The organism is Streptomyces sp. NPDC004284 (assembly GCF_042874035.1).
GTDB lineage: Bacteria > Actinomycetota > Actinomycetes > Streptomycetales > Streptomycetaceae > Streptomyces.
This window is the reverse complement of sequence record NZ_JBIAMJ010000014.1, coordinates 12,251-26,149: the sequence shown is the minus strand read 5'-3', so window position 1 is coordinate 26,149 and position 13,899 is coordinate 12,251. Positions and strand designations below refer to the sequence as shown.

At 70.3% G+C, this 13,899-nt stretch carries 13 protein-coding genes; 2 read left to right on the top strand and 11 right to left on the bottom strand.

Translation table 11 applies throughout. The annotated features are described in order from the left end of the window. The first annotated feature begins 12 nt into the window (after positions 1-12). Positions 13-1,194, top strand: a complete 1,182-nt coding sequence (locus ACFYUS_RS28990) for a P1 family peptidase (RefSeq protein WP_388858325.1) — start codon at positions 13-15, stop codon at positions 1,192-1,194. Between the two features lie 31 nt (positions 1,195-1,225). Here the strand turns inward: ACFYUS_RS28990 and ACFYUS_RS28985 are convergent, their stop codons facing one another. The 11 genes from ACFYUS_RS28985 to ACFYUS_RS28935 form a co-directional block, all read right to left on the bottom strand. Further along, positions 1,226-1,588: a DUF1304 domain-containing protein gene (locus ACFYUS_RS28985; RefSeq protein ID WP_388858322.1), complete on the bottom strand. Its 363-nt coding sequence runs from the start codon at positions 1,586-1,588 to the stop codon at positions 1,226-1,228. A 54-nt stretch (positions 1,589-1,642) separates the two neighbouring features. Further along, positions 1,643-2,818, bottom strand: coding sequence for an aldose epimerase family protein (locus ACFYUS_RS28980; protein WP_388858319.1), 1,176 nt, complete (start codon positions 2,816-2,818; stop codon positions 1,643-1,645). 121 nt (positions 2,819-2,939) lie between these two features. Further along, positions 2,940-4,406 carry a non-reducing end alpha-L-arabinofuranosidase family hydrolase gene (locus tag ACFYUS_RS28975; protein WP_388858316.1) on the bottom strand — a complete coding sequence of 489 codons (1,467 nt, stop codon included), beginning with the start codon at positions 4,404-4,406 and terminating at the stop codon, positions 2,940-2,942. Further along, on the bottom strand, positions 4,406-5,101 hold the full coding sequence (locus tag ACFYUS_RS28970; RefSeq protein WP_388858704.1) for a cupin domain-containing protein: 696 nt from the start codon (positions 5,099-5,101) through the stop codon (positions 4,406-4,408). The genes ACFYUS_RS28975 and ACFYUS_RS28970 overlap by 1 nt, the downstream gene beginning before the upstream one ends. Further along, complete coding sequence (locus ACFYUS_RS28965) at positions 5,098-5,958, bottom strand: PmoA family protein (protein WP_388858313.1); 861 nt, start codon at positions 5,956-5,958, stop codon at positions 5,098-5,100. The genes ACFYUS_RS28970 and ACFYUS_RS28965 overlap by 4 nt, the downstream gene beginning before the upstream one ends. After that, complete coding sequence (locus ACFYUS_RS28960) at positions 5,955-7,001, bottom strand: Gfo/Idh/MocA family protein (protein ID WP_388858310.1); 1,047 nt, start codon at positions 6,999-7,001, stop codon at positions 5,955-5,957. Before ACFYUS_RS28960 ends, ACFYUS_RS28965 begins: the two co-directional genes overlap by 4 nt. After that, positions 6,998-8,038 (bottom strand): endo-1,4-beta-xylanase, encoded by a 1,041-nt coding sequence (locus ACFYUS_RS28955; RefSeq protein ID WP_388858307.1) that lies wholly within the window; start codon positions 8,036-8,038, stop codon positions 6,998-7,000. The genes ACFYUS_RS28960 and ACFYUS_RS28955 overlap by 4 nt, the downstream gene beginning before the upstream one ends. 38 nt (positions 8,039-8,076) lie before the next feature. Next, positions 8,077-9,471, bottom strand: coding sequence for a glycoside hydrolase (locus tag ACFYUS_RS28950; RefSeq protein WP_388858304.1), 1,395 nt, complete (start codon positions 9,469-9,471; stop codon positions 8,077-8,079). Between the two features lie 64 nt (positions 9,472-9,535). Continuing rightward, positions 9,536-10,366 (bottom strand): carbohydrate ABC transporter permease, encoded by an 831-nt coding sequence (locus ACFYUS_RS28945; protein WP_388858301.1) that lies wholly within the window; start codon positions 10,364-10,366, stop codon positions 9,536-9,538. Beyond that, positions 10,363-11,364 (bottom strand): carbohydrate ABC transporter permease, encoded by a 1,002-nt coding sequence (locus ACFYUS_RS28940; RefSeq protein WP_388858298.1) that lies wholly within the window; start codon positions 11,362-11,364, stop codon positions 10,363-10,365. Before ACFYUS_RS28940 ends, ACFYUS_RS28945 begins: the two co-directional genes overlap by 4 nt. After that, positions 11,357-12,649, bottom strand: a complete 1,293-nt coding sequence (locus ACFYUS_RS28935) for an extracellular solute-binding protein (RefSeq protein ID WP_388858295.1) — start codon at positions 12,647-12,649, stop codon at positions 11,357-11,359. The genes ACFYUS_RS28940 and ACFYUS_RS28935 overlap by 8 nt, the downstream gene beginning before the upstream one ends. Before the next feature lie 233 nt (positions 12,650-12,882). Between ACFYUS_RS28935 and ACFYUS_RS28930 the strand changes: the two genes are divergently transcribed. Then, positions 12,883-13,896, top strand: a complete 1,014-nt coding sequence (locus ACFYUS_RS28930; RefSeq protein ID WP_388858292.1) for a LacI family DNA-binding transcriptional regulator — start codon at positions 12,883-12,885, stop codon at positions 13,894-13,896. Positions 13,897-13,899: the final 3 nt, after the last annotated feature.

Genomic DNA, 13,899 nt, shown 5'->3' with positions numbered 1-13,899 from the left:
GAGCCCCGCATCATGACCCCCAGCAGCACCCCGAGCACGACCGAGGCCGTCCCCGCCCACCACACTCCCTCCGGCCGTCCCCGGGCGCGCGCCCTCGGCATTCCGCTCGACGGCACCCCCGGGCCCTGGAACGCGATCACGGACGTCCCCGGCGTCGAGGTGGGGCACGTCACGCTGATCGAGGGCGAAGGCGTACGCACCGGAGTCACCGCCCTGCTGCCGAGAGGCCGTGAGGGGGTCGGCACGCCCTGCGCGGCCGGGTGGTACTCGCTCAACGGCAACGGCGAGATGACCGGCACCACCTGGATCGAGGAGTCCGGCGGCTTCAACCTGCCGATCGCGCTCACCAACACCCACGCGGTCGGCGCGGTCCACGCCGGCGTGGACCAGTGGGTCGCCGAGAGCCGTCCGCGGCTCGCCGCGCAGTGGATGCTCCCCGTGGTCGCCGAGACGTGGGACGGCTACCTCAACGACATCAACGGCCGCCATGTCCGCCCCGAGCACGCCGTCGCCGCCCTCGACGCGGCCGCCTCCGGTCCGCTGGAGGAGGGCTCGGTCGGCGGCGGCACCGGCATGAACTGCTACGGCTTCAAGGGCGGTTCGGGAACCTCCTCCCGTACCGTCGCGTACGGGCCGGACACCTGGACCGTCGGCGCCCTCGTCCAGGCCAACTTCGGCGACCGGCGCGAACTCGTCGTCGCCGGCACGCCGGTGGGCCGCTCCCTGCCCGACGACAACCCGATGGAGGAGGACGACTGGTTCCGGCGGGACCTGGGAGGTGCGCCCGGCCGCGTACCGGGCGGGGCGGGTTCCGTCATCGTCGTCCTCGGGACCGACGCGCCCCTGCTCCCCGGCCAGTGCAAGGCCCTCGCCCGCCGCGCCGCCCTCGGCCTGGCCCGCACCGGCACCAGCGGCGGCCACTTCTCCGGCGACATCTTCCTCGCCTTCTCCACCGCCAACGCCGGTGCCCTGAACAGCACCTTCCCCGAGGGGGAACCGACCGGAGAGGACTACGACAACCTCCGCTTCGTCCCGTGGGGCCGGATCGACCCCTTCTACGAAGCGACCGTGCAGTGCGTCGAGGAAGCGGTGCTCAACGCCCTCGTCGCCAACGCGTCCATGACCGGCCGCCGGGGGCACCGCACACCGGCCCTCCCCCATGACCGGGTCCGCGCCCTGCTCGGTCTCGCCTGACCCGAGCCGAGCGCGGTGCCGCCGGCGCCGCTCAGTGGGCGGCCAGCACCAGTGCCAGGCCGATCAGCGCCGGTACGGTCTGCACGAAGAGGATCTTCCGGCTGGCCGTGGCGGCACCGTACGCACCGGCCACGGCCACGCACACCAGGAAGAACACCTTCGCCTGGAAACCCACCGGGTCGGACGCCACCACACCCCACACCAGCCCGGCCGCGAGGAAGCCGTTGTACAGCCCCTGATTGGCCGCGAGCGCCTTCGTCTGGGAGGCGAACTCGACACTGGTCCCGAACGCGGCCCGGGCCCGCGGACCGGTCCACAGGAACATCTCCAGGACCATGATGGAGACGTGGAGCACGGCGATGAGCAGTACCACGACGGTTGCGGTGATCGACATGGACGTCAGTCTCACACAGGACATCCACGCCCCTACTCGGCCACAGCGGCCGTATCAGCGGGTGGCGAAGGAGTGGACCGTCGTCGAGCGGTAGGTCTGCCCCGGGCGGAGCACCGTCGACGGGAAGGACGGCTGGTTGGGCGAGTCGGGGAAGTGCTGGGTCTCCAGGCAGAAGCCGTCGCCCTGGCGGTAGGCCTTCCCCGAGGTGCCCGTCAGCGTGGCGTCGAGGAAGTTGCCGCTGTAGAACTGCAGGCCCGGCTCGGTGGTCGCGATCTCCATCACGCGGCCGTGGACGGGCTCCGTGACGGTCACGACGTGCCGCGGGGCGTCGGTGAGCCCCTTGTCGAGCACGAAGTTGTGGTCGTAGCCGCGGCCGAAGACGACCTGCGGGTGCCCCTCACGGATGTCCCGGCCGATGGGCTTGCCGTGGCGGAAGTCGAAGGGGGTGTGCGCGACCTCGGCGCGTTCGCCGGTCGGGATGAGGGTGGGGCCGACGGGGGTGTAACGGGAAGCGGCGATCCTCAGGGTGTGGTCGAGGATGCTGCCGCTGCCTTCGCCCGCGAGGTTGAAGTACGTGTGGTTGGTGAGGTTCACGACGGTGGCCTTGTCCGTCGTGGCCTCGTACTGGATGCGGAAGTCGCCGCGCGGGGTGAGGACGTAGTCGACCCGGACGCGCAGGGTGCCGGGGTAGCCCATCTCGCCGTCCGCGCTGACGCGGCGCAGGGTGAGGCCGGTGTCCGGCCCTTGCGCGTACGGCTCGACGTCCCACACCCGCTTGTCGAAGCCCTTGTCCCCGCCGTGCAGGCTGTTCGGGTCGTCGTTGACGGGCAGTCGGTACGTTCTGCCGTCGAGCGTGAAGGCGCCGCCCGCGATGCGGTTGCCGTAGCGGCCGATGACCGCGCCGAAGTACGGGCTGCTCGCCACGTAGTCGTCGAGGTTGTCGAAGCCCAGCGACACATTCGCGTACCGGCCGCGTCGGTCGGGTGTCTCCAGGGACTGGACGATGCCGCCGTACGACAGCACGCGCAGCCGGGTGCCCCCCGCGGCCACCGTCCAGCGGTGGACGGGTGTGCCGTCGGGCAGCGTGCCGAACAGCTCCTTCGCCGGCTTTCCCTCCGGTCGTTCCGGTCGTTCCGTGGCTCCCGAGGCGAACGCCGGGGCCGTCCCCACGGCCGCTGCCGCCACTCCGGCGGCGCCCGCCGCCATCACCGTACGCCTGTTGATCGTCATGTCGTTGTGGCTCCTTGACGTAGAAGGTTCGATGTCTCGTCGCACGCTGGGGGGGCGGGCCCGGTCGTCGGCCGGGCCCGCCGCGCCGGCTCCGCACCGGAGCCGGACCGGGGTCGCGTCGTCAGCGCTGCAGCGTCAGCAGACCCGGCCGGTAGGGCAGCAGGCCGTAGTCGCCGCCGGAGTGGGGATCGCGGCCCTGGTAGAGGAACCGCAGGTTGCAGGGGTCGACGGTCATGGTCTGATCGGCACTGGTGCGGATGAGTTCGCCGTGGCTGATGTCGTTGGTCCAGGTGGCGCCGCTGTTGGCCTTGCCGGCGAAGGGGTTGCCCTCGGTCGCGGCCTGGGGCGTCCATGAGCCGTTCAGGCCGGTGGCCGTGAACGAGCGGAAGTACCGGCCCTGCGAGCCGATCGCCTCGACGATCATGAGGTAGCGGTCCTGGCCCTGGAGCTTGTAGACCTGCGGGGCCTCGAACAGGTTGTTCTGCGTGTCGCTCATGACCACGGTCGAGGTCGAGCCGAAGCTGCCCGGGAAGTTCCCGATCGGCATGCCGGCCCGGTAGATCTTGCCGTTGTCGCCGGCGAAGAACAGGTACATGTTCGTCCCGTCACCGATGAGCGTCTGGTCGATGGGCCCGGTTCCGGAGTCGGCGATGCTTCCGGAGAAGAGCACCTGCTCCGACGACCAGCCGTTCGGGTCGGTGGGGTCGCTCGACGTCCGGTAGGAGAAGGCGGTCCCACCCCACTGGTAGGTGAGCACCCAGATGTTCTTCGGCGCGAAGTAGAAGAGCGTGGGCGCGACGGTGGAGCTCGACATGGTGTTCTGGCCGGCCGAGGCCATGTCCGACCAGTTGGCGAACAGGCCGAAGTTCATCGAGCCCCACCTCGTGCCGGTGTCGTGCGTCGTCGCGTAGACGAGCTGCCTGCCGTCGTAGGGGACGACGGTGAAGTCCTTGAGCGAGGCCCAGCCCGGCTTGGGCTGGGCCAGCGCGCCCGTCGACGTCCAGCGGTACGTCGACGGCAGAGCGCACGTGCCGGGGTCGCCGGCGCCGACCTTGACGAGCTGCCACTGCTGGTTGGTGCCGCCCCAGTCGTCGTACTGGACGACGTTGGCGCCGTCGGCGGTGGAGGCGCCCTGCACTTCGAGGGCCTTGCCGCTGTGGCGCGCGATGAGCCTCACGTAGCCGTCCGAGCTGTCGGCCGGCCGCCACTGCTGGTCGGTGCCGTTCAGGTCGGTCCACTGGACGATCGCGCCGCCGTCGGCGGTGGACCCGTTCTGGACGTCCAGCACCTTGCCGGAGAGGCGGGACTTGATGCGGAAGTAGCCGCCGCCGGAGTCGACGAACTGCCACTGCTGCTGGTTCTGGTCGTTCCTGGCCCACTGGGTGATGCGGGCCCCGTCGGCGGTCGCCAGGTTGTAGACGTCCAGGGCCTTTCCGCTGTTGCGGTTGACCAGCACGTACCAGGCGTTGGTGTCGACGGTGGCCGCGGCGGCGGGCTGGGCGCCGAAGGAGGCGGCCAGGAGCAGCAGGGGCGAGAGGACGGCGAGCAGGCGTTTCAGCTGGTTCGGTGGCCGATGGCGAGACGGCATCAGGCGTGCTCCTTCGGGGAGTCGGGGACGGGATAGGTGTGGAGTCGGCCGCACATGCCGAAGAGTCGGCGATCCGGGCGCTGGAGCCGTGACACTTCGCCCCGGCCGAGGTGGGAGAGGTCTCCGGCCTTCAGCGCTTCCAGTTGACGGCCGGTCGTGACGGCCGCTGCCAGCGGGCCGTCACGCCAGCGGATGCGCCAGTCGTCGAGGAGGTCGCTCTTCAGGCGGTGGGCCGCCGTGTGGAACTCCCTCAGTCCGCCTTCGCGCAGGGCCAGGAATCCGTCGAGTGCCAGGTCGCGGCGGCGGCGCGCCGCCGTGGCGGGGTCGCCGGTCAGGGAGGCCGCCGCCCGGTAGGCGTGCGGATCGGCCAGCACGGGAACGGGGAAGGTGAAGACGGCGTCGCCCGCCTCGGGGAGTCCGCTGTTCTGCATGAGCACCACGAGGCGCAGGCCGCCGGCGTTGACGAGGCGGTGGATCGTGCCGGGGGTGAACCAGACGACGTCGCCGGGGTGCAGCGGGGTGTCGGCGAAGCCTGAAGCGGTGAGGGTCTGGACGCTGCCCGCGCCGTCGATGACGACGTAGGCCTCGGAGCAGACGAGGTGCATGTGGGGTGTGCCCCCGCACAGCCCGTCGGCGGCCTCCCAGTCGTACACGGTCAGACCGGAGACGCCCACGCCGCCGGGGAGCGGGGTCACCACGGGTGTTCCGCGACGTGGCGGGACAGGCGCGCGGGCGTCCACGCGCCGTCGGCCACGACGATCCGGTAGCGGCGCGACAGGGTGTCGCCGGGGGCCAGCGGCAGTTCCTCGTCGAACGCCAGGGACGGGTTGACGGCGGGGATGGGCTCGCTGCGGACGAACCAGTGGCAGGGGGCGTCCGGATCGTCCAGGAACAGGAGCGTGGAGGAGCGGTCGACCTCGTCGTGCGTGCCGATGAAGGCCAGCCAGTCGCCCTTCTCGCCCATCGCGGGGCCGATCACCCGGCCGCCGGTGAAGGCGCGCGGGCCGCGCCAGAAGAGGCCGGAGTATCCGGCGAGCTCTCTGCCCTGTGTGCCCGGGCTGCCGAACCTCAGGGGGGCGTCGTGGACGTTGGTCAGCGCGGTGGTGACCTCCAGGGTCCAGGAGTCGGCCTCGACGTCACGTGCGGTGAGCGTGCGGTGCTCGTCGATCCAGTGCTCCCCCGCCCTCGTGTGCCAGGCCAGGTCCTCGGTGATCACGGCGCGGTCGTGGCCCGTTTCGGCGGACACGGCGAGGCTGCGCATCGTGCCGAGGTTCGGCAGGTCGACGTAGCCCCGGCCGCGCAGATAGGTGCCGCCGCCCCAGAAGTTCTGCCCCGACACCCACGACGCCGTCATCTGGACGCCCTTGTGCCAGCGGTGGTCGTGCGGCCGGTACCCGGTGACCACGTCGCCGGCGAGCGTGCGCACCGGGTGCAGGTAGGGCTTCGGTGCCTCGAAGGGGTCCATGACCGGCCGGTGCACGTAGCGGAAGAGGTCGACGTCGCGGACCCGGACGATCAGCGAGTCCTCGTTCTCCAGGAGTGCGAACGTCATCGGAACACCTCCGGGCGTCCCCCGTCGAGCGAGCCGTAGAACGGGTCGGACGCGTCGATCTCTCCGCGCCGGACCGGCAGGCCGGTGATCGCGGCCTTGTACAGGGCGGTGACCAGTTCCATGGTGGATCTGCCGAGGTCGGGCCGGATCCCGGCCTCGTAGCCGTCCAGGAGGTCCGCGAGCTGGGCGGCGTGCGAGCTGGGCAGGTCGTCGGGCGGCTCCCACTTCGCGTGGGACGACCCGGCGGTGAACGTCCAGTCCGCGTTGGAGTAGCCGTACAGGTGCCGCAGTTCGACCGTGGCGTCGGCGAGGTCGAACCGCAGGTAGCTCTCCTCGCGTGGGGAGAGGACGCTGTTGACGACCGTCGCGATGGCTCCGTTCTCGAACCGGACCAGGGCCGCGGACACGTCCTCGGTCTGGACGGCGCGGGCGAGGCGACCGGCCATCGCGCGCACCTCGGCCCATGGGCCGAGCACCTGGAGCAGCAGGTCCATCTGGTGGATGCCGTGGCCCAGCGTCGGGCCGCCGCCCTCGCTCCGCCAGGTGCCGCGCCAGGGCACCTCGTAGTAGGCGTCGTCGCGGTACCACGCCGTGACGCACTGCGCGACCAGGGGACGGCCCAGGGTCCCGGCCGCGATCCGGTCGCGCAGGTACCGGGCCCCCGAGCCGTACCGGTGCTGGAACACCGCACCCGCGACGGCGGGCCCTTCGGCGGCCTGGATCCGGTCGAGTTCGGCCAGCGACAGGGCCACCGGCTTCTCGCACCACACCCACGCGCCCGACTCCAGGCAGGTCACGGCCTGTTCGGCGTGCAGGTACGGCGGCGTGCACAGGTGCACGATGTCCGGGCGCTGCTCGTCGAGCATCGTGCGCAGGTCGGTGTGGACCGCGGGAATGCCGTGCTCGGCCGCGAACGCCTCGGCGCGCGCGACGTCCACGTCGACGACCGCCACGATCTCGGCCCGGTGCGCCTGTGCCCGGAGGGCGGGAACGTGGCAGATGCCGGCGATCCCGCCCGCTCCGACGATCGCCGTGCTGATCATCCGCCCAGCACCTTCCTGATCGCGTGGTACGCGGGCTTGGGCGCCAGGTTCTCGTCGTAGGGCAGCGCGGCGCCCTCACCGGGGAAGACCGAGGGGATCCACGAGTACTTGTCCGTGTAGTCCCAGACGGTGACGCCGACGCACTTCTCGACCTCCAGGCAGGCCTTGACGTAGTCGGCGTACCAGGTGGCCTGGGTGGCGAGCGTCGAAGGGGTCGCGGGGAGGTTCATGCGGATGTCGAGCTCGGTGACCGCGACCTCGACCCCGAGGTCGGCGAAGCGCTGCATGTTCTGCCGCACGTCGGCGGGGAAGCCGTACTGGAGCGCCAGATGGCCCTGGATGCCGAAGCCGTCCACCGGGACGCCGTCGGCCTTCAGCTGCTTGATCAGGGTGTGGTAGGCGTCGCTCTTGGGGCCGATCCCGTCGACGTTGTAGTCGTTGAGGTACAGCTTGGCGTGCGGGTCGGCCTCGTGGGCCCAGCGCAGGGCGTCGGCGATGTAGCCGGGGCCGAGCGTCCTGGAGAAGAGCGACTCGCGGTAGGTGCCGTCCTCGTTGAAGGCCTCGTTGACGACGTCCCAGTGGATGACCCGGCCCTTGAAGTGCCGGACCTCCGTCTGGATGTGGTTCTTGAGGACGGCGCGCAGTTCGGCGGCGGTCCAGGTGCCCCGGGTGAGCCAGGCGGGGAGCTGGTTGTGCCAGACGAGGGTGTGGCCGCGGACCTTCTGGTGGTGGGCCTTGGCGAAGGCCATGACCTCTTCGGCGGCGGTGAAGTCGAAGACGCCGCGCCGGGGTTCCGTGGTCTCCCACTTCATGGCGTTGCCGGGGGTGGTCTGGCCGAACTCGCTGCCGAGGAGCCTCCGATAGGCGGCGTCGGTGAACTCGGGGTTGTCGGTCGCGGAGCCGAAGTACTTGTGGTGCCTCTCGGCCAGTTCGGCGAGCGTTCTGGGGCGGGGTTCGGCGGTGGCGGGCGCGGCGGCGAGGCCGGCCGCGAGGCAGACGACGGCGGACAGGGCGATGAGATGCCGGGACTTGAGCATGGATGGCTCCTCGGGTGCGGGACGGTTCGCTGGACGGTTCAGTCGAGGACGATCGTGGTCAGCGCGCGCGGGGCGAGCGTCGCCGTGAGGGTCGTGCCGTTCGTGAAGACGATGTCGGCCGGGGTGATCGAGCGGGTCTCGTCGGTGACGTAGGCGTCGGGGTGCCGGTCGTGTCCGCCGCGGAGGGCGAACTCGGCGGACTTCTCGGTGGTCGCGGTGTTGAGGATCTCGATCACACGGCGCCCGTCGGTGTTGCGGAAGGCCGTGACGCGCAGTTCCGGGTCGGCGTTCGTGACCGGCACGCGGACGGCGCCGGGGCGGATGAACCGGCTGAAGGCGGCCAGTGCCCAGTACCGCTTGGACACCCGGTAGGCGTCACCGGGGTCGGCGAGCTGGATGAGCCCCCGGGTCGCGCCGAGGGACGCGCCGGTCCAGTAGACGTAGGCGTTGGCGTTGCCGACGGTCAGGGTGTTCTGGATGTCGGCCGCGACGGTGAGACCGTCGTAGCCGCTGCCGTCGTCCCAGTTCTCGTTCCAGGTGGTGCCGTCCGGCGACCACTCCGACATCCACACGTGTTTGTCGGTGGGCTGCGGGATTGCGGTCGGACCGCTGTAGCGGTGGCCGGTGACGGTCCGTACGGCCCTGCCGGCCGCGGGGTCCGCCTCGATGGCCCCGGTGTAGGCGGCCTGCCGGTCCCAGCCCGCGGCGTCGCAGCAGACCAGCCGCGTCTTCAGTCCGGACGCGCGGACGGTCGGCCCGAGGACCTTGAGGAAGTCGACGGCCTGCTGCGGGGTGAAGCGCATCGAGGCGTAGGCCGCCGTCCAGTCGGGTTCGTTGGTGAACCCCAGGTCGGTGATCCCGATGCCTTCCCGCTGGTAGAACTCGGCGTACCGGACGAGGTAGTTCGCGTAGGCCTGACGCCATTCGGGCCGGAGCTCACCGCCGTTGTTCTCGCTGCCGTTGGTCTTCATGAAGGCCGGTGCGCTCCAGGCGTCGGCGTAGAACCGTTCGACGCCGTACGCCTTGGCCTCCTTGGCGAGCCATACCTGGCCGCCGTCCCAGCCGTCCCAGACGTACTTCGGAGGGGCGTCCGGGCCGCCGGGATCGGCCGGCAGGATCGTCGGCATGTGGTCGTAGACCCTGTCGGTCGACGACCCGATGCCCAGGCGCAGGATCGAAAGACCCGCGCCCTTCTCCTTGCCGAACAGCAGGTCGAGCACCTCGCGCCGCTTCTCAGGGCCGAGGCCGCGCGCGCCGTGGAGCAGGTCGGCCCGCTGGAAGGCCATCGAGAAGCCGAATCCGTCGATGGGCTGGAGCTCGGCGCGGAAGTCGACGGTGGGCCGGGCGGGGTCGGCGGCGGGTCGCGCCGGATCGGCGGCGGCCTGCGATGTTAGCGCTAACAATGCGGCGGTCAGTACGGCCAGGCGTTTCACGGGGTCTCCTCGGGGGGGGGTGGAGGTCGCGCGGGACGGGTCAGCCCTTGGTGGCGCCCGCGGGTCAGCCCTTGGTGGCGCCCGCGGTGAGGCCGCCGATCAGCTGGCGCTCGGCGACGGCGTAGAAGGCGAGGGCGGGGACCATGGCGAGCACGATGTAGGCGAGGACGAGTGCGTAGTCGGTCGAGTACTGGCCCTGGAACTGCTGGACGCCGACCGGGATCGTCTGCCACTTCGGGTCGTTGAACACCAGCAGCGGCAGGAAGAAGTTGTTCCAGCTCGCGACGACCGCGAGCACCGAGACCGTGCCGAGCGCCGGACGCGCCATCGGCAGCAGGATCTTCCAGAAGAAGCGGAACTTGCCGCAGCCGTCCATGACGGCGGCCTCCTCGATCTCCGCCGGGATGGTCCGGAAGAAACCGCGCAGGATGACGATCGTCATGGGGAGCCCGAAGGCCGCCTGCGGAAGGATCACCCCGAGCGGGTTGTCGAGCAGACCGAAGGTGCGCAGCATCAGGAAGAGCGGCAGGACGGCCACCGCGAACGGGAACATCAGCCCGATCGTGAAGAGCGTGTAGAACAACTCCCTGCCCCGGAAGGCATAGCGGGCCAGGACGAACGCCGCCATGGCGGAGGCAACCACCGTGCAGACCGTCGTGCCGACCGCGATGCCCGCGCTGTTGGCGATCTGCCGCCAGAACATGCCGTCGCCGAGAATTCCGGTGTAGTTGGAGATCTTCCAGTGCTCCGGCAGCCCGAACGGGTTGTTCGTCAGTTCCGCGGTGCTCTTGAAGCCGGAGATCACCGCGTAGAGCAGCGGTACGGCGACGAAGGCGGCGATCGACCAGACCACGGCGTGCAGCGACAGGCCGCGCACCGTCCGGCGGGCGTTCATCGGTCACCTCCCGAGGTGACGGCGCCGCTCAGGTCCCGGCGGAGCACGTACCGCTGGTAGAAGAGGGAGAAGACGAGGCTGATCATGAACAGCACCACGCTGATCGCGCTGGCGTAGCCGACCTGGTACCGCTTGAACCCGAACTGGAACATCGCGATCGCCATCGTCTCGGAGGAGTGGTTGGGCCCGCCCGCGGTCATGACCCAGACGAGGTCGAAGAGCTGGATGGACCCGATGATCGACAGGAAGACGCTGATCCGGATCGTCGGGCCGAGCAGCGGCAGCGTCACGTGCCGGAAGCGCTGCCAGGCGTCGGCGCCGTCGATGGCGGCGGCTTCGAGGATCTCGGACGGGATGCTCTGCAGCCCGGCGAGGAACAGCATCATGTGGAAGCCGAAGTACTTCCAGATCATGACGACGAACAGGGTCGGCACGACCGTCGAGGGATCGGCGAGCCACTTGCCCTGCAAGCCCTCCAGGCCCAGGAGGCCGGCGAGGTGGTCGGCCATGCCGGCACCGGGCAGGAAGATCATCGTGAAGAGGACCGCCGTGACCACCTCGGAGAGGATGTACGGCGCGAAGAACAGCATTCGGTAGACGGCCCGGCCGCGGAGCTTCTGGTTGAGCAGGACCGCGGTGAACAGGGCGAACGGCAACTGCACCGTGATCGACAGGATGATCAGGTAGAGCCCGCGCCCCAGGTCGCCGAGGAAGACCTGGTCGTAGAAGAGCCTGGTGTAGTTCCCGAAGCCGACGAACTCGTCCATGGGGCCGATCCCGCCCCATTTGAAGAAGCCGGTCCAGACCGCGACGACGATCGGGGCGAGGACGAAGACGAGGAAGAGGACGAGGGCCGGGACGAGGAACCAGGCGACCGACGCCCAGGCCGCCCAACGGCGCGTGCCCGACCGGGCCCGGAGCGGCAGGCGCGCGGGAGCGGCTTCCTCCGTGCGCTCCTTCGTGCGCTCCTTCGTCAGGGCGGAGACGGAGCTAGGCACTCTTCGCAGCCTCGGTGATCGACGCGGTGACCTGCTCGGGCGTCTTCTTGCCCGCCATGAGGTCGGCGACGCTGTCGTTGACCTCCTGGCCGACCGCCGGCGGGTACGCCTGGTCGAGGAAGAGCTGGAAGCCCGTCGCCTTGACCAGGCTCTCGGCCACCACCTTCTTGTTGGCGTCGGTGAGCCGGCTCTCCGCGCCCTTGACCACCGGCAGGTAGCCGTTGGAGGCGAGCAGCTCGGACTCGTTGTCCAGGACGAAGAACCTCAGGAAGTCCAGCGCTTCCTTCGGGGCGCCCTTGCGCAGCGCGAAGCCACCGCCGCCGCCGAACACCTCGGTCGCCCGCCCCGCACCGCCGTCGACCGTCGGGAAGGGGAAGAAGCCCAGGTCCGCTCCGAGGTCGGCGCCCGCGTCCTTCTGCACCGACGGACCCCACTGGCCCATCAGCTCCATGGCGGCCTTGCCGTTGCCCATGGTCGCGGCCTGGCCGCCCGGGGTGGCGTAGCCGGCGCCGAGGAAGCCCGGCTGGAACGGCTGGAGGTCGACGAGCTCCTTGAGGTGGACGCCCGCCCGGACGAAGCCGGCACCGGTGAAGTCCTTGGTGGCCGCGGCCTTCTGCAGGGCGGGGAGGCCGGCGACGCGCATGGCGAGGTAGGCCCAGTAGTAGTGGCCGGGCCACTTCTCCTTGCCCGCCAGGGCGATCGGGGTGATGCCCGCGGCCTTGAGCTTCCTGACGTCTTCGAGGAGTTCGGCCCAGGTGGCCGGCGGGGCGGTGATCCCGGCCTCGGCGAAGAGCTTCTTGTTGTACCAGAAGCCGACCATGCCGATGTCGTACGGCACTCCGTAGGTCCGGCCCCCGAACTGGTAGGCCTGGAGCGACACCGGGGTGAGCCGGGACGACCAGTCGAGGAGGTCGGTGAGGTCCTCGACGAGGCCCGCTTCGACCTGCTGCTGGAGCACTCCGCCGCCCCAGGTCTGGTAGACGTCGGGGAGCTTGCCCGAGGAGGTGGTGGCGGTCAGCTTGGACTTGAACGCCTCGTTCTCCAGCGAGGTCGTGTTGATCGCGATCTTCGGGTGGCCCTTCGTGAACGCCGAGGAGATCTGCGGGAAGAGGGACTTGCCCGGTTCCGTCGTGGCGATGTTCCACCACTCCAGGGTGACCTTGCCGTCGGCCGCCGGCCCGGCGCCGGAACCGCCGGATCCGCAGGCCGCGGTCAGGGAGACGGACAGTGCGGTCAAGCCCGAGAGCGCCAGGAAGCTTCGTCGGCTCGGGAGGGTGCTGGCCATGGGACCTCCGGGGTGAGGGATGCCGATATGTGCCCGAAAATTTTTCGAAATACTCTCGAATTCTGCGTTGCCACAAACTAGGAACGCGGGCCTTCCCGGTCAAGACCCCGCGTCAATTTATCTACGGACAGCGGTTGTTGGCGGGCTTGACAAGCAGGTCGAGCCGCCCAGAGACTCATCGAAAGTTTGCGATATCTGTCGCTTGCCGGAGGCATCCGCGCAGAGGAGAGAAGTTGAGTGAGCAGCGCCCGACCCTGGCCGTCATCGCCGCGGAGGCAGGGGTCTCCCAGGCCACCGTGTCCAAGGTGATCAACGGCCGTTCCGATGTCGCACCCTCGACGCGCGAGCGGATCGAGGGCCTGCTGCAAGCCCACAACTACCTCCCACCCGGCCGGCAGGGCAGAGCCCGCAGATCGGGTCTCGTCGACCTGATCATCGGCGGTCTGGACAGCGCGTGGGCGGTGGAGATACTGCGCGGCGTCGAGGCCGAGTGCGCCCGGCGGAACGTCGGCACCGTCGTGTCGCTCGTCCCGCCGGGCGAGGCCACGCCGTCCAGTTGGGCCGCGCTGCCGGTCCTGCACCACAGCGACGGCGTCATCCTCGTCACCGCCTCGGTCACCCAGGCCCAGCGCGCCCAGGTCGAACGGGCCGGAGTGGCGCTGGTCGTCATCGACCCGATCGACCTGCCGGGCAACGGCGTGCCGAGCGTCGGGGCGACCAACTGGGCCGGCGGCCTCGCCGCCACCGAACACCTGCTGGAGCTGGGGCACCGCCGGATCGCCACGATCGGCGGACGCAAGGAGATGCTCTGCAGCCGGGCGCGCATCGACGGGTACCGGACCGCCCTGGAGCGGGCCGGGATCGAGGTCGACCGCGACCTGATCCGGTTCGGCGACTTCCAGCACGAGGGCGGGTTCCGGTGCGCCCAGGAGCTGCTCGCCCTTCCCGAGCCGCCGACGGCCGTCTTCGCCGGTAGCGACCAGCAGGCGATGGGCGTCTACGAAGCCGCCCGCCAGAGCGGACTGCGCATCCCGCAGGACCTCAGCGTGGTCGGCTTCGACGACCTGCCGATGTGCGAATGGCTGTCACCACCGCTGACGACGGTGCGTCAGCCGCTGGAGGAGATGGGCCGGGTCGCCGCCCGCACGCTGTTCCAGCTTCTGGAGGACCAGCCCCTGGTCAGCCCGCGGATGGAGCTCTCGACCGAACTCAAGGTCCGCCTCTCCACCGCCCCGCCCCGTCCCTAGGAG